The sequence below is a fragment of the Plantibacter sp. H53 genome (assembly GCF_001650455.1).
Classification (GTDB): domain Bacteria; phylum Actinomycetota; class Actinomycetes; order Actinomycetales; family Microbacteriaceae; genus Plantibacter; species Plantibacter flavus_A.
Genome location: NZ_LWCT01000023.1, coordinates 1 through 25,747 on the forward strand (window position 1 = coordinate 1; position 25,747 = coordinate 25,747).

The 25,747-nt window shown below is 70.0% G+C and carries 15 protein-coding genes; 9 read left to right on the plus strand and 6 right to left on the minus strand.

Annotated features, from left to right (window positions below; translation table 11 throughout):
- Positions 1-18 precede the first annotated feature (18 nt).
- The 5 genes from A4X17_RS11275 to A4X17_RS11295 all read right to left on the minus strand — a co-directional run bounded on the left by A4X17_RS11275 (position 19) and on the right by A4X17_RS11295 (position 12,456).
- The gene (locus A4X17_RS11275) at positions 19-1,020 is read right to left on the minus strand and encodes a 1-phosphofructokinase family hexose kinase (protein ID WP_064295775.1); all 1,002 of its coding nucleotides are present in this window, start codon (positions 1,018-1,020) and stop codon (positions 19-21) included.
- The gene (locus tag A4X17_RS11280) at positions 1,017-1,805 is read right to left on the minus strand and encodes a DeoR/GlpR family DNA-binding transcription regulator (protein ID WP_064295776.1); all 789 of its coding nucleotides are present in this window, start codon (positions 1,803-1,805) and stop codon (positions 1,017-1,019) included. Before A4X17_RS11280 ends, A4X17_RS11275 begins: the two co-directional genes overlap by 4 nt.
- 257 nt (positions 1,806-2,062) lie before the next feature.
- Positions 2,063-3,088, minus strand: a complete 1,026-nt coding sequence (locus A4X17_RS19480; protein WP_064295777.1) for an HTTM domain-containing protein — start codon at positions 3,086-3,088, stop codon at positions 2,063-2,065.
- Positions 3,085-3,852 (minus strand): DUF5819 family protein, encoded by a 768-nt coding sequence (locus A4X17_RS19485; protein WP_064295778.1) that lies wholly within the window; start codon positions 3,850-3,852, stop codon positions 3,085-3,087. The genes A4X17_RS19480 and A4X17_RS19485 overlap by 4 nt, the downstream gene beginning before the upstream one ends.
- 243 nt (positions 3,853-4,095) lie before the next feature.
- Positions 4,096-12,456, minus strand: coding sequence for a hypothetical protein (locus A4X17_RS11295; protein ID WP_064295779.1), 8,361 nt, complete (start codon positions 12,454-12,456; stop codon positions 4,096-4,098).
- Positions 12,457-12,969: 513 nt separating this feature from the next.
- On the opposite strand from A4X17_RS11295, the gene A4X17_RS19680 reads away from it, so the two are divergent.
- The 5 genes from A4X17_RS19680 (at position 12,970) to A4X17_RS11320 (ending at position 19,192) form a co-directional block, all read left to right on the plus strand.
- Positions 12,970-15,858 carry a LuxR C-terminal-related transcriptional regulator gene (locus A4X17_RS19680; RefSeq protein ID WP_064295780.1) on the plus strand — a complete coding sequence of 963 codons (2,889 nt, stop codon included), beginning with the start codon at positions 12,970-12,972 and terminating at the stop codon, positions 15,856-15,858.
- Between the two features lie 197 nt (positions 15,859-16,055).
- Positions 16,056-16,700, plus strand: coding sequence for a SipW-dependent-type signal peptide-containing protein (locus A4X17_RS11305; RefSeq protein ID WP_139205301.1), 645 nt, complete (start codon positions 16,056-16,058; stop codon positions 16,698-16,700).
- A gap of 41 nt (positions 16,701-16,741) precedes the next feature.
- Positions 16,742-17,368, plus strand: coding sequence for a SipW-dependent-type signal peptide-containing protein (locus tag A4X17_RS11310; RefSeq protein ID WP_064295781.1), 627 nt, complete (start codon positions 16,742-16,744; stop codon positions 17,366-17,368).
- Positions 17,369-17,378: 10 nt separating this feature from the next.
- The gene (locus A4X17_RS19260) at positions 17,379-18,701 is read left to right on the plus strand and encodes a signal peptidase I (protein ID WP_197479066.1); all 1,323 of its coding nucleotides are present in this window, start codon (positions 17,379-17,381) and stop codon (positions 18,699-18,701) included.
- A gap of 26 nt (positions 18,702-18,727) precedes the next feature.
- Entirely contained in the window at positions 18,728-19,192 is a 465-nt protein-coding gene (locus A4X17_RS11320; RefSeq protein WP_064295783.1) for a hypothetical protein, read from the plus strand.
- Positions 19,193-19,217: 25 nt separating this feature from the next.
- On the opposite strand, the gene A4X17_RS11325 is transcribed toward A4X17_RS11320, so the two are convergent.
- Entirely contained in the window at positions 19,218-20,216 is a 999-nt protein-coding gene (locus A4X17_RS11325; RefSeq protein ID WP_064295784.1) for a LacI family DNA-binding transcriptional regulator, read from the minus strand.
- 221 nt (positions 20,217-20,437) lie between these two features.
- On the opposite strand from A4X17_RS11325, the gene A4X17_RS11330 reads away from it, so the two are divergent.
- The 4 genes from A4X17_RS11330 (at position 20,438) to A4X17_RS11345 (ending at position 25,689) form a co-directional block, all read left to right on the plus strand.
- Positions 20,438-21,379, plus strand: coding sequence for a carbohydrate ABC transporter permease (locus tag A4X17_RS11330; RefSeq protein WP_064295785.1), 942 nt, complete (start codon positions 20,438-20,440; stop codon positions 21,377-21,379).
- Positions 21,372-22,301 (plus strand): carbohydrate ABC transporter permease, encoded by a 930-nt coding sequence (locus tag A4X17_RS11335; RefSeq protein ID WP_064295786.1) that lies wholly within the window; start codon positions 21,372-21,374, stop codon positions 22,299-22,301. Before A4X17_RS11330 ends, A4X17_RS11335 begins: the two co-directional genes overlap by 8 nt.
- A 77-nt stretch (positions 22,302-22,378) precedes the next feature.
- Entirely contained in the window at positions 22,379-23,707 is a 1,329-nt protein-coding gene (locus A4X17_RS11340; RefSeq protein WP_197479067.1) for an ABC transporter substrate-binding protein, read from the plus strand.
- 119 nt (positions 23,708-23,826) lie between these two features.
- The gene (locus A4X17_RS11345; protein ID WP_082916117.1) at positions 23,827-25,689 is read left to right on the plus strand and encodes a glycoside hydrolase family 2 protein; all 1,863 of its coding nucleotides are present in this window, start codon (positions 23,827-23,829) and stop codon (positions 25,687-25,689) included.
- The last annotated feature ends 58 nt before the right edge of the window (positions 25,690-25,747 follow it).

Consider the following 25,747-nt stretch of genomic DNA (forward strand, 5'->3'; position numbering starts at 1 on the left):
GTCAGGGACCGGGGACGGTCAGGGGACGGATGGGATCCGCTGCGGGAGCTGGACGACGTCGATGGCGGCGGCGTCCGTCCCGCTGAGCGCCGGTACGTCGCTGCCGGGGAGGGCCGCGGCAGCGGCTCCGTGGGCGACGGCCTGCGCGAGGCGTGCTGCAGGGGCGAGACCTGCGGTTCGGGCGATCAGGTAGCCGGCGAGGGAGGAGTCCCCCGCGCCGACGGTGCTGCGCGCGACGATCTTCGGGGCCCGGGCCGACCAGGCGGTGTCACCCTCCACGAGGACGGCTCCTCGGGAGCCGAGCGTGACGAGGACGGCGGCGACCGGACCAGGTCGGTCCGCGGCGCCGATGAGCGTGGCGGCGACGGACGCGGCGAGCGCCGGGTCCGCCTCGATCTCGTCGCCGGACGCGGTGCCGGTGAGTTCGGCGAGTTCGGCGCCGTTCGGCTTGATGAGGTCGATGCGTTCCCCGGTGGCGGCGAAGGCGGCGAGGAGGGCGGCGAGCGGCTCACCCGAGCTGTCGACGGCGACGAACGGGCGGGTGCCGTCGGTGAGGGCGCGAGCGGCCCGGACGATGCGTGCGTAGAAGTCGGCGGGGAGGCCGGGCGGCAGCGAGCCGGCGATGACGAGCCACTCGGCACTCGCGGCGGCACGGGCGGTCGCGTCGACGAGACGTGCAGCGTCGTCCTCGGTGAGGAGCGGGCCCGGCTCGTTGATCTTGGTGGTGGTGCCGTCGGGCTCGGTGAGCGTGATGTTGCGGCGCACGGGCTGCCCGGTCGGGACGGCGAGGACGTCGATCCCCTGCGCGCGCAGCGACTCGATCATGGGGTCGGTCGATTCACCGGGCAGGACGGCGATGGTCGCCAGCTCGGCTGCGGCGATGGCCCGCGAGACGTTGACGCCCTTGCCGCCCGGCTGCTCCCGGCTGGCGAGGGCGCGGAGGACCTCACCGCGCTCGACGATGCCGGGAAGCTCCACCGTGTGGTCGAGCGAGGGGTTGGCGGTCAGGGTGATGATCATGCGACGACCACCTCGACACCCGCAGCCTCGAGGGCGTCCCCGAGGGCCGTCGGAACGACCTCGTCGGTGATGACGGTGTCGATCTCGTCGAGGGCGGCGAAGCGGATGAGTGCTTCCTCACCGAGCTTGGCGGCGTCGGCGAGGACGACGGCCCGGCGCGAACCGCGGACTATGGCCGACTTCACGGCACCCTCGAGTTCATCGGGCGTGCTGAGACCGAAATCGGCGCTGACCCCGTTGGCGCCGACGAAGGCGATGTCGGGGCGGAACCGGCCGAGCTCGTCGACGGTCGTACTGCCGACCGCCGCGCTCGTGATGCCGCGGACGCGGCCACCGAGCAGGTGGAGTTCGACGTGGTCGCAGTGGTGGAGCGTCGCGGCGATCGGGACGGAGTTGGTGATGACCGTGAGCGTCTGGCCGGCGGTGGCCGGGCGCCAGGTGACGAGGAGGTCGGCGAGGTGGGCCGTGGTCGTCCCGGCGTCGATGACGATCGAGCCGCTGAACGTCTCCGGGATCAGCCGGAGGGCCGCACGGGCGATCGTGGCCTTCGCGTCGCTCCGCTGGCCCTGGCGATCGGCGAGGCTGGCCTCGGCGACGGAGGCACGTGCTGCGGAGACGGCACCGCCGTGGACGCGGCGCAGGACGCCGGAGGTTTCGAGCTGGTCGAGGTCGCGGCGGATGGTCTCGGCGGTGACGCCCAGCTCACGGGAGACGTCGGCGACGGAGACCCGTCCGCTCGTCTTCACCCGGCTGGTGATGTGCTCGTGCCGCTCCGTCGCGTACATGCGTCGTCCTTGACCTTCGTTTCCGGTGTTGCAGGCTTGCAGTGCGAAGAAAGTATCACACAAACACAGAGAAACACAGATCCAGCTGCGTTCATTCGCCCGTTCTTGGGCGAGGGAGCGTTCGTTCGCCCAAAGATGGGCGAACGGAAGGGGACGTCAGGGCGCGAGGGACGGGACCGCGAGGGAGGTGGCGGTCGGCGCAACCGTGGCGCCGACCGCCGGTTCGTCTCGCACCCGAACGCGCGAGACGGCTGGTGTCACGACGGCGAACCGGCCGACGTCGTGAGAGGTCTCTCGTCCGGCTGGCGCTCCGGCAACAACTGGCGGAGCACTCCCCCGGCGTGCGCCGCCCACCGGCCGACGGCGACCCAGCTGCGGTCGCGGACGAACAGCAGGTCGAGCGCGATCATCGCGAGCGAGAACGGCCACAGCCCGAGGAAGAGGCCGATGCCGAGGTGCATGAGGATCGTGAAGCCGAGCGCGAGGATCCGCGTCGGCCGCCACAGGATGAGCACCGGGAACAACAGCTGGACCCAGACGGACAGGAACGTGGCCACCCAGACGAACGGTCCGAGCTGCCAGGCGAGGTCGCTCAGCACCGGGAACGGGCGGAACACGTCGAGGACGAGCGAGTAGTAGAACGCCGTGCCCTCACGCCACTCGGGACCCATGAGCTTGTAGATGCCGGAGTTCACGTAGACGAGCATGATCTGGTACGCGCAGAGCAGGACCGCCGTGTTGTTGGCGGCGTTCGCGAGCCACGACGGGATCGCGAACCGACCGCGCAGGATCGGCCGCGGCGCTCGACCCCGCCGCTTGGCGAGCCACGCGTCGACGGACCAATGACGCGACAGGTCGGCGAACACCAGGAACAGCAGCGTGATGCGGATGATCGTGTCGCCGCCGTTGGTCAGCACCGTGCTGTTGGTCGCGAGCCCCACCCAGAACACGAGGAGGACGGGTGTGACGAACCGGGTCTGCCAGCCGATGAGGAACAGCAGGCCGAGCACGATGAGCGCCCCGTAAGCGAGGTCGAAGACGAAGGCGCTGTCCTTCGTGAAGACGAGCTCGAACAGCGGGAACCAGGCGCGACGGTCCGCCTCCGGGTCGACCCACTTCGATGCGACGCCCCAGAGGTAGTGGCGGTCGGCGAGGCTCGTGAACAGGAAGCTGACGATCGCGACACCGTAGAGGATCCGCAGGGCGGAGAGGCTGTAGCCGGCGTGCTTGGCGCCCGTGACCCAGCCGGCGAACCGGTCGAACCACGCGCGGACGGCGTTCATCGTGCACCCCCGTAGCGGGCGATGACGTCCCGGTAGACGCCGAGGGTCTCTGGGTCGATGACGTCGTCGACGTGCCGCCAGCCGAAGGTGACGGCGGTGTCGTCGAACTGCTGCTCCTCGGAGAAGCGGTTCTCGAAGTCGTTCGGGCGCGTGCGGTCGATCCGCCACCGGACGCGCTCGACGTCCTGGTCGAAGTACGCCGTGGAGAACGCGGTCGCGTACTCCTTGAGCATGTAGTCGTAGCGGAGGAACCGGACGATGTCGCCCTGCCCTGGGCCGGGGGTCGTGCTGACGGCGTCGAGGTCGGCGATGAGCGATTCGGCCGACTGCGCGCGATACCCGCCACCGTCGGCGCGCTGGATGAAGGTGTCGCGGACGATCTCGCGCTGCTTCGCGTCGAGCGCGAGGTACCGGGTGTTGTAGGCGAGCATCGCGTTCCACGAGGACTTCTGGATCCGCGACGGCTCGGCATGGCCGGAGACCGCCTGCTGCTCGAGCTTCGTGACGTTGACCCAGTCGGACTTCACGAGCTTGCCGTCGGCGTCGCGCCACTGGGCTTGGACGGAGAAGGTGATGTTCGTCTTCATGATGCTCGGGGCGAAGACGTTCCATTTCTGCGTGAAGTACGGGCCGGCCGCGGCGACGACGGCACCGCGGACGGGCGTGGCCGGCGAGACGATGACGAGGGTGCCCGCGACGTAGACCCCGACGAGGGCGATCGAGACCGCCGCGGCGATACGTGCGGCCCGCTTCGGTGGGACCACCGGCGCCGGTCCCTCAGTGCCCCTTGATCCCTGAGCGCCCGTCGGTCCCTGAGCGCCCGTCGGTCCCTGAGCTTGTCGAAGGGCGTCAGAACGCTCCCCCACGGATGTGCGTGTGATCGGAGTCACGGTTCCTCCTTGGTGCTGGGTGGTGATGAACCGCGGGGGCACCCGTTCGGTGGTGCCGTCCGCGGGGGAAGGAGTGGGCCGCGCCGACCCGAATGCGGCGCGGCCCACTCGGCGGGGTCACTCCAGACGCGCCCGTCGCGTGGCCACGAAGGCACCTCCGAGGAGGAGCATCGTGGCGCCGAGTCCCCCGAGCCACAAGCCGTCGAAGCTGGTGCTCGGGAGACCGGGGCGTGACCCCGGCGCGGCGGCGGCCGCAGCGGTGACCGTGAAGGCGGTCGCCTGACGGTCGAGCGGCAGGGCACCGGTCACGGATCCGGAGAGCTCAACCCGGTGGGCACCCAGCTCGATCGACGAGTCGACCGGGAAGGTGAGGGTGGCGTTGCCGGAGGCGTCTGCGACAACGGGCGTCAGGGCGAACGGCGTCGAGAAGACGGTCGCCGACACGGTCTCGCCGGGCTCGAAGCCGGTGGCGTAGACCTCCTGGATCACGCCCGTGTCGCGGACGATCGTCGAGTACTTGACGGTAGCCAGGCGGTCGTCGCCGGCATCGGTGTCACCGTCGGCGTCAGCTGCGGTGTCGGCGTCGGACGCCGTGTCCGCGTCCGCCGCGGTGTCGGTGTCGACATCTGCGTTCAGGTCGACATCCACTCCGTCGGACGCTGCATCGGTGTCCGCCGCGGTGTCGGTGTCGGTGTCGGCGGCAGTGTCCGCGTCAGTGTCGGCAGCAGCATCCACGTCGGCTGCAGCATCAGCGTCCGCAGCAGCGTCCGCAGCAGCGTCGACATCAGCTGCGGCATCGGTGTCAGCAGCAGCATCGACATCAGCTGCGGCATCGGTGTCAGCAGCAGCATCCACGTCCGCAGCGGCATCCACATCCGCAGCAGCATCCGTGTCAGCAGCGGCATCCGTGTCGGCAGCAACGTCAGTGTCCGCATCAGCGTCCACATCGGCTGCGGCATCAGCGTCAGCAGCAGCATCCACGTCCGCAGCAGCGTCCGTGTCGGCCGCGGCATCAACGTCAGCCGCGGCGTCCGTGTCGGCAGCGGCATCCACGTCGGCAGCAGCATCGGTGTCAGCCGCAGCGTCCACGTCGGCCGCAGCATCAGTGTCCACGTCGGCCGCAGCATCAGTGTCCACGTCGGCCGCAGCATCAGTGTCAGCAGCAGCATCCACGTCGGCCGCAGCGTCAGTGTCAGCAGCAGCATCCACATCGGCAGCAGCATCCGCATCGGCAGCAGCATCCGCATCGGCAGCAGCATCAGTGTCAGCAGCAGCATCCGTGTCGGCAGCAGCATCCGTGTCAGCAGCAGCATCAGTGTCCGCAGCAGCATCCACGTCGGCAGCAGCATCCGTGTCGGCAGCAGCATCCACGTCGGCGGCGGCGTCAGTGTCCGCAGCAGCATCCGTGTCGGCCGCGGCATCCACATCAGCGGCAGCATCCACGTCCGCAGCAGCGTCGACGTCGGCGGCAGCATCCGTGTCAGCAGCCGCATCCGCATCCGCATCCACATCCGTTGCAGCATCGGTGTCGGCAGCAGCGTCAGTGTCGGCAGCAGCGTCCACGTCCACGTCCAAGTCCACGTCGGCGTCCACGTCGGCCGCGGCGTCGACGTCAGCAGCGGCGTCCACGTCGACCGCAGCGGCGTCGGTGTCGACGTCGACCGCTCCGTCCTCGATGGTGACCTCGGACTCGGCCGGCGTCTCGGAGACGTCGCCCTCGGCCGTGACGGTCACCGGGCCAGGCGTGTAGTCGTCCGGGATCGGCAGGTCCACGGTGAAGGAACCGTCGGGGTTCGTCACCACGGTGACGGACGGTGCGCCCGGGATGGACACCGTGACGGTCTCCCCACCGGCGAAGCCCGTCCCGTCGACCGTGACCGACTCACCCGGCAGGACCGACGACGGATCGACCGTGATCGCCGTGTCGTACGCGAGGATCTCGATGATGGTCGTCGCCGGCTCGTTCGATGCAGCACCGAGTGCCGTCACCGTGACGTCGCCGAGCGCGTATCCGTCGGGGACCGGCAGGGTCGCCGTGAAGCCGCCGCCGGCGTTCGTCACCTGCGTGACGACCGGAGCGCCCGGGATCGACACCGTGACCGTCTCGTTGGCTGCGAAGCCCGATCCGGTGATGACCGTCGTGTCACCGGCGATCAGCGCGTCCGGGGAAGCGGTGATGACGGGCGAGAACACGATGGCGGTGACCGTGACGGTCGCGGTGGCCGGAGCCTGCGACACCGCTCCCTCCGCCGTGACGACCAGCGGTCCGACCGGCGCATTCGCCGGAACGGTGATCCCGACCGAGAACTCGCCGGCACCGTTCGTCGTCGCCGGAACAGCCGTACCGCCCGGGATCGAGACCGTGACGGACTCGTTCGCGGCGAAGCCGGTGCCCGTGACGAGCGTCGCTCCGCCGGCCGTGACCGTGCTCGGGTCGGCGGTGATCGCCGTCTCGTAGGCCTCGACCGTGAGCTCCGCCTCAGCAGGCGTCGCCGACGTCTCACCGACCGCGGTCACCGTGACGGGACCGGCGGGCGTTCCGGGCGGCACCGGCAGCGTCGCGGTGAACCCACCGTCGCCGTCCGCCGTCACCACGACGGGGTCGCCGCCGGGGATCGAGACGCTGATCGATTCGTTCGGCTGGAAGCCGGTACCGGTGACCGTGGTGGTCTGGCCCGGGTTCACCGTGTCCGGTGTGAGGGTGATCGCCGTGTCGTAGACCGTCGCCTCGACCGTGACGGTGGTGGTCGCCTCGGTCGCCGAGACGACGCCGAGTGCGGTTACCGTGACCGGGCCGGTCGCGAAGCCCTGCGGGACGGCGAACGTCGTGGTGATCTCACCGTCGGCGTTCGAGGTGACCGTCACCGGCGCGAGGCCGGGGAAGGTGACCGTGACGCTCTCGGTCGGAGCGAAGCCGCTCCCCGAGATCTCCGTCGAGGTCCCGCCGGGGACCGTCGCCGGGTCGGCGGTGATCGTCGGCGCGTAGACCACGTCGACCGTGAGGTTCGTCGTCGCAGGCGTGTCGGACGTCGCCCCGAGCGCGGTCACGACGACCACGCCCTCGGCGTAGTCGGCCGGCACGGGCAGCGACACCGAGATGGTGCCGGTCGCCGTCGCCGTGGTGGTCACCGGGTCGGCACCGGGGATCGAGACCGTGACGCTCTCGTTCGGTGCGAAGCCGGTGCCGGTGACGAGGGTGCTGGCACCCGCGACGACGGTGGCCGGGTCGGCGGCGATGGCCGTGACGTAGGTCGTGGCCTCGACGGTGAGTGTCGCCGTGGCGGGGGTCGCCGAGACGGCACCGGTGGCGGTGACGGTCACGGGTCCGAGCGGGAAGTCCGCCGGGAGGTCGACGCTCACGGATATCTCACCGTTGCCGTCAGCCGTGGTGGGGATCGGCGTCGCGATGCCCGGGACGGTGACGCTCACGGACTCGTTCGACGCGAAGCCGTCGCCGGTGACCGTGGTGCTGCCGCCAGGGGCGACCGTCGTCGGGTCGAGGGTGATCGCAGTCTCGTAGGCCTCGACGGTGACCGTCGCCGTCGCGTCCGTCGCGGAGACGGCGCCGGTCGCGGTCACGACGAGCGGTCCGGCCTCCGTGCCCGACGGGATCGGCAGGGCGGCGGTGAAGCCGCCGTCGCCGTTCGCCGTCACGACGACCGGTGTGCCACCGGGGATGGAGACCGAGACGGACTCGTTCGGTGCGAACCCGGTACCGGTGATCGTCGTCGAGGTGCCGGGGAGCAGCGTGTCCGGGTCGGCGGTGATCGCGGTCTCGTACGGCACCACGGTCACGTCGGCGTCGGCGGGCGTGTTCGACGTGTCACCGGTCGCGGTGATCGTCAGCGGACCCGCAGGCGTTCCGGCCGGGATCGTCACGGCCTGCGTGAAGTCGCCGTCGCCGTTCGTCGTCACGGTGACGGGGTCGCCGCCCGGGATCGTGATGGTGACGGTCTCGTTCGGTGCGAAGCCGGTGCCCGTGACGGTGGTGGTTCCGCCCGGGTTGACCGTCGTCGGATCCACCGTGATCGCCGTGTCGTACACGACCGCTTCGACGAGGACCGAGGTCTGCGCCGGCGTGAGCGACAGGGCGCCCGTGGCCGCGAACGTCACGGTCGCGGGGACGAAGTCCGCCGGGAAGGCGACCACCTGGCTGATCTCACCGAGCCCGTTCGCCGTGGTCACGACGTCGTCGAAGCCGGGCGCCGAGATGGTCACCGACTCGTTCGCGACGTAGCCGGTGCCGGACAGGATCGTCGAGTCACCGGGGTTCAGCGTGGACGGCGTCGCGGTGAGCGTCGTGTCGAACGCCTCGACGGTGATCGTCGCAGTGGCAGGCGTGTTCGACACGGCTCCGACGGCCGTCACGACGACGGTGCCGGGGTCCGTGCCGGGCAGGATCGGCAGGATGGCGGTGATGTCGCCGTCCGGGCCGGCCTCCACCACGACGGGCGTGCCGCCGGGGATGGAGACGGAGACGGACTCGCCGGGCAGGAAGCCCGTTCCGGTGACGGTGGTGCTGCCGCCGGGGAGGAGCGTGTCGGGGTCGGCGGTGATCGCTGTGTCGTAGACCGTGGCCTCGACCGTGACCGTGGTGGTCGCCTCGGTCGCGGAGACGACGCCGAGGGCGGTGACCGTGACCGGACCGACCGCGAAGTTCTGCGGGACGTCGATGGTGGTCGTGATCTCACCGGCTGCGTTCGACGTGACCGTGATCGGGTCGAGGCCGGGGAAGGTGACCGTGACACTCTCGCTCGGAGCGAAGCCGGCGCCCGAGATCTCGGTGCTGGTGCCGCCGGGGACCGTGGCCGGGTCGGCGGTGATCGTCGGGGTGTAGACGACGTCGACCGCGAGGTTGGTGGTGGCCGGGGTCTCGGAGACCTCGCCGAGGGCGGTCACGACGACCGTGCCCTCCGCGTAGTCCGCCGGGACCGGCAGCGAGACGGAGATGGTTCCGGTCGCCGACGCCTGTGTGGTGACCGCGGGCGCACCGGGGATGGAGACCGTGACGGTCTCATCGGGCTCGAAGCCGGTACCGGTGACGAGCGTGCTCTCCCCCGCGACGACGGTCGTCGGGTCGACCGTGATGGCCGTGACGTAGGTGGTCGCCTCGACGGTGAGCGTCGCCGTGGCCGGGGTGGCCGAGACGGCGCCGGTGGCGGTGACCGTGACGTCGCCCAGCGGGAAGTCCGCCGGCAGGGTGACACTGACCGTGATCTCGCCGTCGCCGTTCGCCGTGGTCGTCACGGGCGTCGCGAGGCCGGGGATGGTGATCTCGACGGACTCGAGCGGAACGAAACCGGAACCGGTGACGACCGTGCTGCCACCGGGGGCGATGGTCGCCGGGTCGAGCGCGATGTCGGTGTCGTAGGCCTCGACGGTGATGTCCGTCTCGGCCGGCGTCGCGGAGACCGCGCCGGTGGCGGTGACCGTGAGCTGGCCGGCGGCCGTACCCGACGGGATCGGCAGGACGGCCGTGAAGCCGCCGTCGCCGTCAGCCGTCACGACGACGGGCGTGCCGTCCGGGTAGGAGACGGAGACCGACTCGTTCGCGGCGAAGCCCGTGCCCGTGATGGTGGTCGAGTTGCCGGGGAGGAGCGAGGCCGGGTCGGCCGTGATGGCCGTGTCGTACGGCAGCACCTCGAGGTCGGCGGTCGCCGGGGTGGCCGACGTCTCACCGGTGGCGGTGACGACGACGGTCGCGGCGGGCGTGCCGTCGGGGACGGGCAGGTCGACGGTGAAGCCGCCGTCGCCGTCCGCATCGACGGTCACCGGGGTGCCGCCCGGGTAGCCGACGGTGACCGTCTCACCGGGCAGGAAGCCGGTGCCGGTCACCGTCGTGGTGTTCCCAGGGATGAGTGACGTCGGGTCGAGCGTGATGGCGGTGTCGTAGACCGTCGCAGTGACGGTGACGATGGTGGTCGCTTCGGTGGCGGACACGGCGCCGAGGGCGGTGACCGTGACGTCGCCGACCGCGAAGTCCTGCGGGACGGCGATGGGGGTGCCGATCGCGCCGAGTGCGGTGGCGGTGACGGTGATCGGCTCGAGGCCGGGGAACGTCACGACGACGTCCTCGCCTGGCGCGAAGCCGGCACCGTTGATGATCGTGGTCGTGCCACCGGCGACCGTGGCCGGGACGGCGACGATCGACGTCTCGTAGACCACGGCGAGGTTGGTGGTGGCCGGGGTGTCGGACGTCTCGCCGAGCGCGGTCACGACGACCTGGCCTGCGGCGTAGTCGGCGGGGACGTCGAGCTCGACCGAGATCGTGCCGGTTCCGGTGGCCGTGGTGGTGACCGGGTCGACGCCGGGGATCGAGACGGAGACGGTCTCGCCCGAGGCGAAGCCGGTCCCGGTGATCGTCGTGGTCCCACCGGCGACGACACTGGCCGGGTCGGCGGTGATCGCGGTGACGTACTGGGTCGCCTCGACGGTGACCGTCGTGGTCGCCGGGCTGGCTGACGAGGCGCCGGTCGCCGTGACCGTCACCGGGCCGAGCGGGAAGTCCGCCGGGAGCGTGAGGCTGGCGGAGATGGTGCCGGTGCCCGTCGCGGTGGTGACGACCGGGTCGATGACACCTGGGACGGTGATCGACACCGACTCGCCGGGCAGGAAGCCGGATCCGGTGATCGTGGTGCTGCCGCCGGGGGCGATCGTCGCCGGGTCGGCGGTGATGGCGGTCACGAAGGGGGCGACGACGAGGTCGGTGGTGGCCGGGGTGTCGGAGGTCGCACCGGTGGCGGTGAACGTCAGCGTCGCCGGAGTGAAGCCGGCGGGGATCGCGACACTCTGGCTGATCACTCCGGCGGCGTCCGACGTCGTGGTGACCGGGTCGAGGCCGGGCGCGGTGATCGTGACCTGCTCGTTCGCCGCGAAGCCGGTGCCGTCGATCACGGTGGACTGGCCGGGGTTGACGGTCGCCGGTGTGGCGGTGATGGCCGTGTCGTACACGACGAGCGTCCCGCGCACGGAGGACGACGCGAGGTTGACCGTCGCGAGCGAGATCGCCGGGACGAGGGAGATCTGCACGGCGCGGACCGTCGATGATCCCGCCCCGAGGTCGCCGGTGGCCGGTTGCACGTTGGCCGTCACATCGGCGACGAGGCGGACGATGTTGAGGATCGGTCCGACGACGTTCGCGGCGAGGCCTCCGGTGATGCTGTTGAGGCCGGTGCCGAGCGTGTTCAGGCTGGTGAACGCGGTGGCGACGACGTTCTTGACGAGTCCGAGGACGAGGTTGACCACGCCGTCCAGCGTCAAGCCGAGGGTCGCGAGGATCGGGTTCAGCACGTTCGGGAGGAGCCCCGCCGAGGTGAAGGCGGCGGTCCCGTTCTGGACCGCCCCGAGGGTCGAGTCGAGCGACAGGGAGATGACCGGCACCTGGGTGACCACGACGTTCGTCGTGACGTTACCGGTGACCTGGATACGTGTGTTGTCCACGGCCGTCTGCAGGCCGGCGGACACGGCCGTGACCTGCGCGGTGACGGCAGACGTGATCGCAGCCGCGATGGCGGCACCGATCGGGCCGGACAGCAGCGAGGTGTTCGGCGGCAGGTCGTTGAGGTCCGGCAGGTTCGGGTCGTTCGCGAGGAGGGTCGCGAGGTCGACGGTCACCGCACCGGTGAGCAGGTTGACGGAGACACCGGTCGCCGCGGACTGCGACGCCTGGGTGGTGAGGATGCCGTTGACGACGGTCGCGAGGTTCGGCGGCGTGACCGTGGCCGTCGCAGCCACACGGAGGACGCCGATGAGGTTCGCGTTCAGCGCCGTGTTGAGCGCCGAGGTGAGCCCGTTGAGCGTGGTCTGCAGCGGCGGGAGGAGGCCGGTCACCTGCGTGCCGACGTTCTGCACGAGGGGGCTCTGGAAGGTGAGCGTCGCACCCGCGATCTGGTAGTCGGGAACGGCCGTGGCGCCGCCCGTCTGCGAGATCGTGGAGGCGAGGGCGCCGAGGCTGAGCGAGAGGTCGCTGAGGATGCCGCCGGTGGGCGTCCCGACCCGGCCCAGCATACCGGTCAGGTCGAGTTCGGCGTTCGCCGGCGGGGCGTCCGGCCCACCGATCGAGACGCCACCCTGGTCGGTGACCGCGCCTGAGCCGGCGATCGCGTCGCCGTTGTCGGCGGCGGACCCGTACTGAGCGACGGCACCGAGCTCGATGACGCCATTGGCACCGAACAGTTGGAGCGAGTCGCCGAGGTCGACACCGAGGGTGCTGAGCACCTCGGCCGACAGTGGGTTCGCGGCGACGGGGTGGACACCACTCGGGTTCTCGGCGCGGGCACCGGCGACCGCGGCGAGGGCGTCGAGGTTGATCCCGGCCGCCTGGCCTCCGAGGAACCGGCCGAAGCCGTCGGAGACATCGGTCGGGGCCGCTGTGGCCGCCGTCGTCGATCCCATGGCGATGACCGTGCCGACCACGGCCATGGCCGCGACCTTCCACGCACGGCCTCGGCCGAGGATGCTTCGCTGCTGTTCCCCCACGGTGGAACCCTTTCTTCGGTGCACGGGCGAACCCGCGACTGGCGTCGATCCCGGCCAATCTATGGGCGGGCTTCCCTGTCCCCCAGAGGAGGGACCCCAACCTCCGTAGTGCCGGATGGAAAACCGGTACTGGTCTCCGCAGTGCGAGGCGGCGCCGCGGGACGCCGGGTTTCGATCGGTCCCGGGGGCCTCCGACGCGTCATCAGTGGCGGGGCTCCGGTGCAGTCGGTTCCATCCGTGTCGTGTCATCGATGACGGTTGAGAGATAACCCGCACTGGCCGGGGGTTTACCCCCGACTGGGGTGCGTAGTTTCTACTGAGAACGCTCTCTTAGGGCTGCGGGAGCACTCAGGGATTACGGATAATGGGGCATCCGACGGAGTATTCGCAGCGTCCCTAGTGATGCGGATCCCGTCGTCCTGACGGAGCTTGAGGGGGCTGCGATATGGAAGAACCGGTTGCGACGGTAGTGGAGCGAAAGCCACGCCCGAGGTCGGCCGAGCAGGTCATCCCATGAACCCGGGTGCGCATCGGTTCAGTGGCGGCGCGCGGTCCGCCGCATCGCCCACCCGTCGCTCCGGCGAGTTCCGCCAATCCGCCACCCGCACTCCCGCCCAACCGAGCGGTCGAGCGGCCGCGATCGCCCGGATGACGGCGCTCATCGCGAACCGGACCAGCACGCTCCTCGTCGGACCACACGGCTACGGCAAGACCTTCACCGCGGACGCGATCGGACGTCGGATGCACGAGGAAGGACGCCCGGTCATCCACGTGTCGGGTGCGTCACGGGACGCCTCGCACACGCTGAGCGACTGGCGCACGGCGCCGAGCGGTGCCGTCTTCATCGTCGACGACGGGGCGAACCTCCACCCGGCGAGCCTTACCGACATCATCGAACTCTCGCGGTCGCGTGAGCAGGTCGCCCTGGTGACGCTGGAGCAGGAGCTCGCCGGACTGCAGGGGCGCGGCGACGAGTCCGCCGATCGGCTCCTCGCCGTCTGGCGGACCGGGTCGCTCACACGGATCGACCTCCCGGCGCTCGACGGGTTCGAAGCCTCGGCGATGGTGGACGAAGCCGCCGACGACGCGGTCCTCGACGACATGGCCAAGGCCGTCATCGTGCGGTTGAGCAACGGCTCTCCGCGACTCGTGCATGAGCTCACCAAGGACGCGCTCGAGACGGGTGGGGAGTTCTACCTGCCGCGCAGCATCCTCTCGCTCGGGGTCGCGGGGGTCTCACGGCGAGTGCACGACCTCACGGAACCTCAGCTCTCCCGGCTCGAGGACGAGGGTCGCTACGCGCTGGTCATGCTGGCGAAGCTCGGCCCGGTCCCCTACTCGCGCGCGATCCGCCTGCTCGGCGAGCACCAGTTGCACGCGCTCCTCCGGCTCGGACTCGCGCGGCACGACGGCTCAGGCCAGGACCGCATCGTCGCCGACGAACTGCACGCGTGGTCGGCACTCGCGGAGTGGCGCCACAGCGGACGACTGCACCGCCACGACCGCGTCCAGCGGACGCTCATCTCGGACCTGCGTGGCGGTGCCCGTCTCACGCCGAACGAGTCCTTCATCCTCGGCCGGTACTGGCTGACGGCCCCGCACACCGAGCTGGACGAGGGGTTCGAGTCCCTCACGATGGCCCGCACCTTCCTCGAGGCGGCGCACGTCGCGAACGTCTCCGGCCTCGCCGAGGACGGTCGTCTGCTCGCCGAACGCGCGTACACCTGGCGCCCGTCCGTGGCAGCGGCGCTGCAATGGTCACGGTCGCTCGCCATGCTGGGCGACGGTGACGGGGCTCAGCGGGTCCTCGAGGTCGATCCCGCGGCCGATTCCGACGAGGACATGCAGGCGGAGGTCTTGAGTTGGCGGGCGACCCTCGATCGTTGGTCCGAGCGCACCTGCGCGCAGGAGCTGACGGAGCAGGAGGAGCACAGCCGTGTGCTGTCCCAACGGATCCTGATGGTCGAGACCTGGCGCGACCAGGATCGGCAGGGTCCGTCCGAGAGCGATGCCGTCTTCTGGAAGGTCCTGCGCGACGTCGACGCCGCGCAGTCCTCGCGACTGTATGCCGCCGCCGCGCTCGTGACCAGGCTCGGCCTCAGGCTGCCACCGTCCGAGCTGCGGGAGCTGCTCCAGCTGGGTGACGCCGTCTACCGGTCGGTGCCCTACAGCGCCGCGCGGCCGTTGTCGCACGCCCTGCGCGACGCGAGCGCCATGTACGTCCTGTCGGCCGGCACCATCCGCCTGCTCACCGGACTCTCCTGGGCCGGCTTCGCGCGCTACATCGACGAGTTCGTCGCTCGCGCCGAGCGCGGAACCGGGCGCCTGGCGACGACGGACCAGTGCATCGTCGGGATCCTCGGAGCCCAGTTGGCGTTCTTCGACGGCCGCCCGGACCGCACCGTGGCCGACCTCCGGGTCGTCGAGCGGCTCCTCGACTCGACCGTTCCGCCCGAGGTGCACACGCAGACCGCGCTCCTCCTCGTCGGTGCTCTCGCTCAGACCGGCGAGCTCGAGGAGGCGACGGAACGGCGAGCTGCCGAGGACGAACGCCTCATCGCCGCCTCCACGGTCCTCTCCTACCTGGCGGACATCGCCGACTTCGGTCTGCTGATGGCAGGCGGTCGCGTCCTGGAGGCACGGGATCACCTGCGCCGGCTCGCGCAGGACATCCGGAAGCCGCTGACCCAGCGGATCTACTCCGCGAGCCTGGCCGCCGCGGCCGGCGCCGAGCTGTCCGAGACCCTGTCCTGGGTCGTGGACGCCCGATCGCAGGAGCTCACGCCCCTGCAGGCGTCGCTCATGCTGCTCCTCGAGGCTGGCGCCGCCGGCGACGCGAGCCGCGCCGAGGAGGCCGCCTGTTCGCTCGAGGAGGTCGGAGCGCGGCATCGGGCGATCGGGGCTCATCTGCTCGCAGAACGACTCCACGAGGCCCAGGGGCGACTGCAGCACGCCCGCCGTTGCGCGGAGCGGGCCGCCGAACTCGTGGGTCCCACGCCAGGCGCCGCTGCGGATCCGGAGGCCCGATGGACCTCGGTCGTGTCTCCGTCGCCCGTGTTCGCCACCTACCGGCCGGAGACGACCGAGGAGACCGCGCCGGTCGAGCGCACCGTCCCGGTCGAGCCGCACTCGACGCACGCACCCCTGGCCTACCTCTCCCGCGGACAGACGGACACCGGCCAGGAGGCCGCCGCAGCCGACCTGAGCGCGCTCACCCGGCGGGAGCTGGAGGTCGCCCTGCTCATCGCGCAAGGACTGAGCAATCAGGAGATCGCGACGCGGCTCTTCCTCAGCGTCCGCACCGTCGAGTCGCACGTGCTCCAAGCACGGACGAAGCTGGGCGCGGGGAGACGGCGCGACCTCGGCCGCCTGGTCGCGCAGTCCTCGCAGCGTCAGGCCTGACCCCCTGAGCGGGCGACGCAGCGCGGTTCAGCAGTTTTCTCGGTAGCGTCCGGCGATCCCAGTACCCCACTACTGGTTACAACAGACACCTGGCTGCCTATCGTCCTGAGAGTGTCGCGAGACGCGCGGAGACCGTCTCCGCACGCCCGACACCTGTGGTGACGTCAGCCGTCACCGACGGACTTCAGGGGGCTTCCATGACCATCGACACCAGCACCGAGGCCCCAGTGGCCACCGGCACCGACGCACCCGTGCGCGGCCTGCGCAGCAAGCGGGCGAAGGCGATCCTGGCCGGCGGGCTGGTGCTCGGCGTCGGTGCGGCGATCACGCTCGCGGCCTGGAACGATTCCGAGTTCGCGACCGGGATCTTCGCCGGTGGTGGGTTCGGCATTGAGGGCAGCACGGACGGCACCGCCTTCACCGAACACCCGACCGAGGCGGCGGCCGCCCCGCTCACCTTCGCGGTGGAAGCCGACAACCTGGCACCCGAAGAGCCCGTCTACGCCGGGTTCGCCGTCCAGCTGACCGCCGCGTCGACGTACGCCGGCACGGTGGACATCACGGCCTCGAGCGGAGCCGCCATCGCCTCCTCGCTCAGCTACTCCGTCGTGGAGACCACCACGTTCGGCTGCGACGCCACGAGCTTTGCCGCCGGTGACCCGCTCGTGACGGACGCCGCGACCACGTCGAGCACAGCCGCGGACATCTTCACACTGGGTGCGGTCACGACCCCGGTGTTCCTCTGCTTCGAGGTCACACCGTCCGCGACGCTGCCGCAGTCGTCGCCGAGCGGCACCGTGCTCTGGGAGTTCGCAGCCGAGTCCACCACTCCGCTGCCGTAACCCGCGGCGAGACGGCGATCATGGGACGACACACTCCGGCGATGGGGAGACACCACCGCACCGATCGACGACGGAGCACGGCACGGTATACGAAGGCCAGAGCGGCCCTCGCAGCAGCGCTCGTGCTGGGCGTCGGGACCTCGCTCACCCTCGCCGCGTGGAGCGACGACGAGTTCGGAACGGCGACCTTCGCGGCCAGCACCTTCGCCGTGGAGTCGCAGACCTCATCGTCGACCTGGGCGGCTCACGAGGCGGCGAACCCCGCCACGCTGGTCTTCAACGCGACCGCCATGTCGCCGGGGTTGTCGCAGTTCGCCTTCATCGACATCCGCACGACCGCCGCGACGAACATCGGTGGGACGGCGGCGCTGTCCGCGGTCTCGGCGGCGACGGGCACCCTCCTGCCACAGCTCGAGTACCGCGTCGTCACGACGGCGGCGGGCACGGCCTGCAACGCCGCCGCGTTCACCTCACCTACAGTCCCCGCCTACACCGCCTCGCTGTCGACGGGCACGGCTCCACCGACGGCGACCGGTGCACTCACGGCGGCCGGCGGTTCGACGGTGCGCTTCTGCTTCGACGTGCGGGTGAAGGCGGGTACGGCCTCCAGCTTCCAGGGTGGAACGGCGTCGGCGACGTGGCAGTTCACCAGCACCTCCAGTTCCTGATCGGAGCACCGTGACCCGACCCTCCACGGAAGCGATCGACGCCACTGAGCGGCAGCAGCCCCGCCGCTCGGTGGCGTCGATCGTCGGAGACACCCTGCTCAACCTCGCCGCCGTCGGCGGGGTGGTCTGCATCGTGCTCGTCATCCTCGCGACCTGCTTCAACATCACCCTCATCATGTTCAAGACCGGTTCCATGAGCCCGACGATCCCCACCGGCTCACTCGCGCTCGTCCGCGAGATCCCGGCATCCGACATCGCGGTGGGCGACGTCGTGACCGTCGACCGTGCCGGCCAGCTGCCCGTCACCCACCGCGTCACCTCGGTGAGCGGCGGCGTCGACACCGCCGGACCACAACGCACGATCACCATGCAGGGCGATGCGAACCGGTCGGAGGACCCCGAGCCGTACACGGTCTCGACGGTCCGCCTCGTGCTCGCCTCGGTGCCCGGGCTCGCGTACCTCGTCGTGTGGTTGTCCAACCCGTGGGTCCTCGGCGGACTGACGCTCAGCTGTTCGGCGCTCGTCATGTGGGCGTTCTGGCCGCGCTCGGATCGCAAGCGCCCGCCGGGTGGTGACGGAGGAGCGGGTGGCGGCGGTCGTCCTGCTCCGCGGCGCCGCTCGGCCGCTGCCGGTACCGGCGCCGACGGAGCCGGACCACGACCGGCTCGCCACGCCGCGCTCCGCTGCTCACCGATAGCCCTGCTCCTCGGAGCCGGCCTCGCGATCGGCGGCGCCGCTCCCGCGCACGCCGAGCCGACGGTGGACGTCATCGCCGGCGAGGCGGTCGTACTCACATCGATCGGCGACCCGTCGGCCATGCAGTCCCTCACCCCGGGTCGGTCGACGCCCTGGGAGGTGGGCATCACGACCAAGCCGGAGGCGACACCGGGCTCCATCGACGTGACCATGGTCGGCTCGGGCTCGACAGAGCTCGGACTCGTCATGGCGGTCGACGCCTGTTCCGTCCGCTGGACCGCAGCCGGCTGCGTCGGCACCGTCACCCACCTGTTCGACGAGATGGCAGTGCCCGTCGACGGTGTCGAGCGCGCGGTCCTCTCGATGAGGAGCACCGAGGCGTGGTGGCTGAAGTTCGACGTCCGGATGCCGTCCGGCGCAGCGGTGGCGAACGCCTCGGTCGCCCTCACGGTCACGGCCGAGGGCGTCGGTGACGACCTCTCGGTCTCGCCCGGCCCGATCGCCACGCTCCCCCGCACCGGCGCGAGCATCGAGTTCGCGGTCTGGGCGGCTGCGGGAACGATCCTGATCGGTCTCATCGGCGCGTGGTTCGGCGCGCTGCGACAGCATTCGCGTTCGGCGAGGGGACTGCGATGAGCGCAGGCCGACGCAGACTCCAAGCGGTGCTGGTCATCGTCCTCACCGCTGTCGTGTTCGCCTCTCAGCCAGCTCCCCCGCAAACCGAGGCCGCCTGGGCCGACGCGGAGCTCGGCTCGGGCAGCTTCACGGCAGCCACGATCGCGCCGGTGACCATGACGGCGTGCACATTCAACCCAGGACTGCTCGGGATCGCAGCCTCTTACACGATTACTTACCGGATGCCGGCTGGGTCGACGGACACGCTGTTCGAGTACTCGACGACGGCCGGGTTCGGGACGGTGACAGTGCTGGCTCCCACCATCACCCCCTCCGCCACGGCGAACCATCTGGACGCCACGATATCCCTTGACCTCCTTGGCGGCGTTCTGACCGGGGCAAAGTATTTCGGGCTCTCGGCCCGGTTCGGCAGCGAGTGGAAGTCGACGCGGAAGGTGGCGCAGGGATCAGCCATCGTGCTCGGGGCGGCGACGTGCAGTGTCGTCGCTTGATTGACCGGCGGGTCGGCCCGAGGGGTCACCCGGCCGAGGATTCTCTGACGATCAGTTCGAACCCGGCGCGCACCCGGCGCCCCGGCCCGACGTGCCCAGCCACGCGTTGGACCAGCATGGCGACGGCCTCGCGGGCGATGGCCTCCTTGTCTGGGGCCACCGACGTCAGCGAACGCATCGCGTAGCGACCGTCCTCGATGTCGTCGAAGCCGACCACGGCCAGGTCGCGCGGGATGTCGACGCCGCGATCCCACGCCGCACGCATCGCGCCCAGCGCCATGAGGTCGTTGAAACAGAACACGCCGTCGGGCGGATCGCCGGCGTCGAGCATGCGGCCCATGACCGCCGCTCCGCTCGCGCGATCGTATTCCCCTTCGGCCATATACCGGTTCGGGTCGAGTCCGGCCTCCCGCATCGCTCTCGTGAACCCGTCCACGCGCTGTTTCGCGGTGCCCGTGGAATGGGCCTGCCGACCGATGGCGCCGATGCGGGTGCATCCACGTTCGATCAGGTGTCGGGTCGCCAGGTAGGCAGCCTCGGTACCGTCGATGGCGACGTGGTCCGCACTCGAGCCGTAGTCCCGCTCACCAAGCAGGACGATGGGCTGGGTCGCGGCGGCGGCTTCGACGTCGGCGGCTGTGAGGTTGAGGGCGTTGAGCAGTACGCCGTCGAAGGTCGAGGACACCGCTCCTCCGGTCAGCACCGCGCGCTCCCGCTCCGGGTCGCCGTTCGTCTGATCGACGACGAGGGTGAGCGAGCGTTTCGTGAGTTCGGGGATGAGGCAGCGAGCGAGGTCGGAGAAGTACGGCACGTCGAGCTCGGGGACGACGAGCGCGATGAGTCCACTGCGGTTATTGCGGAGCCCCCTCGCGTGCGGATTGGGCCGATAGCCGAGCTCGTCGATGACCGCCTGCACGCGCTTGCGGGTCTCGGCGCCGACCCGCCCCGGCAGGTTCACGACGTCCGAAACCGTCCGCTGGGAGACACCTGCCGCCTGCGCGACATCCCGTGCGGTCACTGCCATCCGTGCCTCCCCGTCGGTCGCGCACGCTCCACCGCGCGTCCGTCCTGACGCAAGCGTAGCGACTTCGCGACGTCCGGATCGTCGCGGCAAGCGTTTTCCAATTGCGTCTTGTGCTACGTAGCACAAGCCATTAGCGTGTCTCCCTGTCAGCACGGTCGCAGCGAGTCGAAGGAGATGCGCAGCATGTTCGAGAGCCCACCACCCACCACCCGAGCCGCCACATGAGCGCGCTCAACGAGCTTCGCGCGCTGCGGACGCCGAAGGGGGCGATCAAGCACCGCGACGCCTCGGAGTTCCGGGACAACCGTGCGGCGCTCCTCTTCCTCGGGCCGTGGATCATCGGTTTCCTCGTCATCACGCTCGGGCCGGTCCTCGTCTCGCTCTACCTGTCGTTCACCGACTACAACCTCCTCCAGAACCCGAACTTCACCGGGCTGGAGAACGCGCAGCGGATGGTCGAAGACCCCCGCCTGCACCAGTCCCTCGGGGTGACCATCACCTACGTCGTGGTCTCGGTGCCGTTGCAGCTCATCGTCGCCCTGGCGATCGCGGTCCTCCTGGATCGCGGCATGCGCGGGCTCTCGTTCTACCGGTCGGTGCTGTACCTGCCGTCACTCCTCGGCGGCAGCGTCGCGATCGCGGTCCTCTGGCGGCTCGTCTTCGGCTCGAGCGGCCTCGTCAACGCGCTGCTCGCCGTCTTCGGCATCCAGGGCCCCGGGTGGATCTCCGAACCCGACACCGCACTGTCGACGCTGATCATCCTGCACGTGTGGACGTTCGGCGCCCCGATGGTGATCTTCCTCGCCGGCCTCCGGCAGATCCCGCGACAGTACTACGAGGCGGCTTCGACGGACGGTGCCGGCCGGTGGACCCAGTTCCGGTCGATCACCCTGCCACTGCTCAGCCCGATCATCTTCTTCAACCTCGTGCTCGGGATCATCGGCGCGTTCCAGTCGTTCACGCAGGCCTACGTGGTGTCGAACGGATCGGGCGGGCCGTCCGACTCGACGCTGTTCATCACGCTCTACCTGTACCAGAAGGGCTTCGGCAGCTTCCAGATGGGGTACGCGTCGGCGATCGCGTGGCTCCTGCTCATCATCATCGCCGCCGCCACGGCCATCAACTTCTGGGCCTCGAAGTATTGGGTGTTCTACGATGACTGACCTCAAGACCCGCCCCTCCTCCGAGGACGGCCTCTCACCCGATGCGGCCGCCCGTCGCGAGCGGGGCGACGCTCAGCGCGCAAAGCTCCTGCGCCGACAGCGGATCTCGAGCATCGGCAAGCACGCACTGCTGATCCTGCTCGGGCTGCTGATGCTCTACCCCGTGCTGTGGATGGTGGCGTCCTCCCTCCGCCCGAACGGGTACATCTTCGACAACCCGGGTCTCGTGCTCGACACCTTCGAAGCGTCGAACTACACGAACGGCTGGAACGCGCTCGCGCAGCCGTTCGGGAGCTACCTGGCGAACTCGGCGATCGTGGTCGTCGGGTCGATCATCGGCAACCTGCTCACCTGCTCGCTCGCCGCGTACGGCTTCGCCCGGCTGCGGTTCCGGTTCAAGCGCTTCGCCTTCGCGGCGATGCTGCTCACCATGATGCTGCCGATCCACGTGCTGATCATCCCGCAGTACGTCATCTTCGCCCAGCTCGACTGGATCAACACCTACCTGCCGCTCATCGTGCCGAAGTTCCTCGCGACGGACGCGTTCTTCATCTTCCTCATGGTGCAGTTCATCCGCGGCATCCCCCGCGAGCTCGACGAGGCGGCACGCATCGACGGAGCGGGGCACCTGCGGATCTTCGTGCAGATCATGTTGCCGCTCATGACCCCGGCACTCGCGACGACGGCGATCTTCACCTTCATCTGGACGTGGAACGACTTCTTCGGCCAGCTGATCTTCGTGACCGACCCCGACAAGTACACGTCATCGGTCGCCCTCCGCTCGTTCGTCGACACGCAGTCGCAATCGGACTACGGCGCCCTCTTCGCCATGAGCGTCGTCACCCTGCTGCCGGTGTTCCTCGCCTTCCTGTTCGGTCAGCGGTTCCTCCTGCGGGGCATCGCGACCACCGGAGGCAAGTAGCCCCGGTCCCCGAGTCCACAACCCGGTCCCCGAGCCTGTCGAAGGGCCACCCCATCCACCCCATGCAAAGGAGCATCATGCAACGCCAACCACGATCCCGGTCCCGTCTCCTCGGCTTCGCAGCCGCCACCGCCATCTCGGCCCTAGCCCTCAGCGGCTGCGCCGTCGGCGGCGGGAACGGAGACGCCGCACTCAGCGACGAGGACGTCACCATCACCTTCAACTGGTGGGGTGCCACGGCCCGCGACGAGCGAACCCGCGCGGCAATCGACCTCTTCGAGAAGAAGTACCCCAACATCACCGTGAAGGGCCAGTCCACCGAGTGGGGCGGCTACTGGGACAAGCTCGCCACCACGGTCGCCGGCGGAGACGCCCCCGATGTCATGCAGTTCGACCAGCTCTACCTCGCCTCGTACGCGCAGCGCGGGGCCCTTGCAGACCTCGGCGAACTCGACGAGTTCCTCGACACCTCCGACCTCAGCGCCGAGGTGCTCGACCAGGGCAAGGTGAAGGACGAGCTGTACGGCGTGCCGATCGGTGTCGGCACCGTCGGCCTCATGGTCAACCGGTCCATCTTCGAGCAGTACGGGATCCAGCTGCCCGACGCGACGACCTGGACGTGGGACGAGCTCAACGAGGTCGCCCTGCAGGTGACCGAGGCCTCGGGCGGCGCCGTCCACGGCATGTCCCCGTTCGGCGGCGACATGCCGACCCTCACGCTCTGGGCGCGTCAGCACGGCAACGACATCTACGACAAAGACGGCAAGGTCATCCTGAAGCCCGAGGTCGTGGAGAGCTACTGGCAGTACGCGCTCGACCAGATCGAGAGCGGCGCGGCCCCGAGCGCCTCGCAGCTGGCCGAGGGCAACGGTGTGGCGATCGACCTCATGGACATGAGCACGGGCAAGGTCGCGATGACCTTCCAGCCGTCGTCGGTGCTCACCGCGTTCCAGGCCGCCGCCCCCGACCACCAGCTCGACATGCTCCCTTTCCCCGCGGCGAAGGACGCCTCCGAGGGATACCAGTACCTCAAGCCGTCGATGTACTGGTCGGTCTCGTCGAAGTCCGAGCACCCCGCCGAGGCGGCACTGCTGGTGGACTTCCTCACGACCGACACCGAGGTCGCGAAGCTCTTCAGCACCGAACGCGGCATGCCCGCGAACCCGGACTTCCAGAAGGCCATCGAGCCCGACCTGACTCCGACGGACCGGATCGTGGCGGGCGTCGTCGACGCCGCGCGCGAGGAGTCCGGCACCCCGCCGGCGATCACCCCCGTCGGCGGTGGCGACAGCGAGAAGATCCTCGGCCGCTACAACCAGGACGTCCAGTTCGGCAAGACCACCCCCAAGGAGGCCGCTGAAGCGTTCGTCGCCGAGCTGACGAAGGCCGTCGACGACGCCCGGTAGCGACTCCCCGCCCTTCGACAGGCTCAGCCCGTTCGGTCCCTGAGCAACATCCCCGGTCCCTGAGCTTGTCGAAGGGCCGACGACACATTCACCCACCACCACGCATCGGAACGACATCCATGACGCACCCTCTCCGCTTCCCCGCCCCGCTGCCGACCGGCCGCGCCGACACCGCGCCGCAGCCGCGCCCGGAGTACCCCCGGCCGCAGCTCGTCCGTGACGGCTGGGTCAATCTCAACGGCCTGTGGGAGTTCGAGATCGACGCCGGCGACAGCGGGATCGAGCGCGGGCTCCTCGGCCGCGAACTGACCGACCGCATCCTCGTCCCGTTCGCGCCGGAGTCGGCCGCATCGGGCGTCGAGCACACGGACTTCATGGAGGCCGTCTGGTACCGCACGCGGTTCACGGTGCCGGCGACGTGGCGGGGGAAGCAGGGTGTGCTGCACTTCGGTGCCGTCGACCACGACACGACCGTGTGGGTGGACGGGGTCGAGGCCATGCGGCATCGGGGTGGCTTCACGCCGATCCGGGTGCCGCTCGGTGCGGTCGAGCCGGGGCAGGAACTCGAGATCGTGGTGCGCGCCCGCGACACCCGTCACGAGCCGAAGGCCGGTGGGAAGCAGGCGACCTGGTACGGCAACACCGACTGCTACTACACCCGCACGACCGGGATCTGGCAGACGGTCTGGGTGGAGGCCGTCGACGAGCTGCACCTGCGTCGGTTCACCGTGGTCCCCGATGCGGACGCCGGGCGGTTCGACTGCACGCTCGTCCCGAGTCGGAACGCCGCCGGCTCGACCGCGACGGTGACCCTGTCCGCGGACGGTGTCGTCGTCGCGAGCGAGACCGCGCAGCTCGGGTCGACGATGTCGCCGTCGGTGCGGCTCGAGGTCCCGGCGGACCAGCAGCGGCTCTGGAGTCCCGCCGACCCGTTCCTCTATACCATCGACATCGAGATCCGCGATGGTGCCGGCGACGTCACCGACCGCGTCTCGAGCTACGCGGGGCTGCGCAGTGTCGCGATCGACGGCACCGCGGTGCTGATCAACGGCGAGCACGTCTTCCAGCGGCTCGTGCTCGACCAGGGGTACTGGCCGTCCTCGCTCATGACCGCGCCGGACGACGACGCGCTCGTGGCCGACATCACGCTCGGGATGGACGCCGGGTTCAACGGTGCGCGGCTCCACCAGAAGGTGTTCGAGGAGCGGTACCTCTATCACGCGGACCGCCTCGGCTATCTGGTGTGGGGCGAGTTCGGCGATTGGGGCGTGTCCGGTGCGGGCACGGTCGGTCACAACCAGGGCCCGACGGCGTCGTTCATCACGCAATGGGTCGAGGCGTTGGAGCGCGACGTCAACCATCCGTCGATCATCGGCTGGTGCCCGTTGAACGAGACGCACCAGACGCTGCACGACCGCGTGACCGTCCTCGACGACGTCACGCGTGGCATGTTCCTCGCGACGAAGCTGATCGACCCGAGTCGGCCGGTGATCGACGCCTCGGGCTACGCGCACCGGGTGCGGGAGACCGACGTGTGGGATGCACACTCCTACGAGCAGGACCCGGCGGCGTTCGCCGTCGAGCAGGGTGGGATCGCGGACGGTGAGCCGTTCACGAACCTCGAGGACGGACGCACCATCTCCTTGCCGTACGAGGGTCAGCCGTTCTTCGTGTCGGAGTTCGGCGGCATCTGGTGGAACGCGGAGCTCGCGGCGGCGGACACCGGTGGTGACTCCTGGGGCTATGGTGCGCGGGTGGCGTCGGTCGAGGAGTTCCACGAGCGTTTCGCGGGGCTCGTCCGGGTACTGACCGACGACGAGAACATGTTCGGCTACTGCTACACGCAGCTCACCGACACGTTCCAGGAGCAGAACGGCATCTACGACTTCGATCGCAAGCCGAAGTTCGACCTGGCCCGAGTGCGTGCGGTGCTCGCGGCCGACGCCGCCTACGAGCGCCGAGTCCGACCCTCCGCCCCCTGACCGATCGTCAGGTCCCAGAGCCCCAACCCGGACCCTGAGCCCCACCCGGACCCTGAGC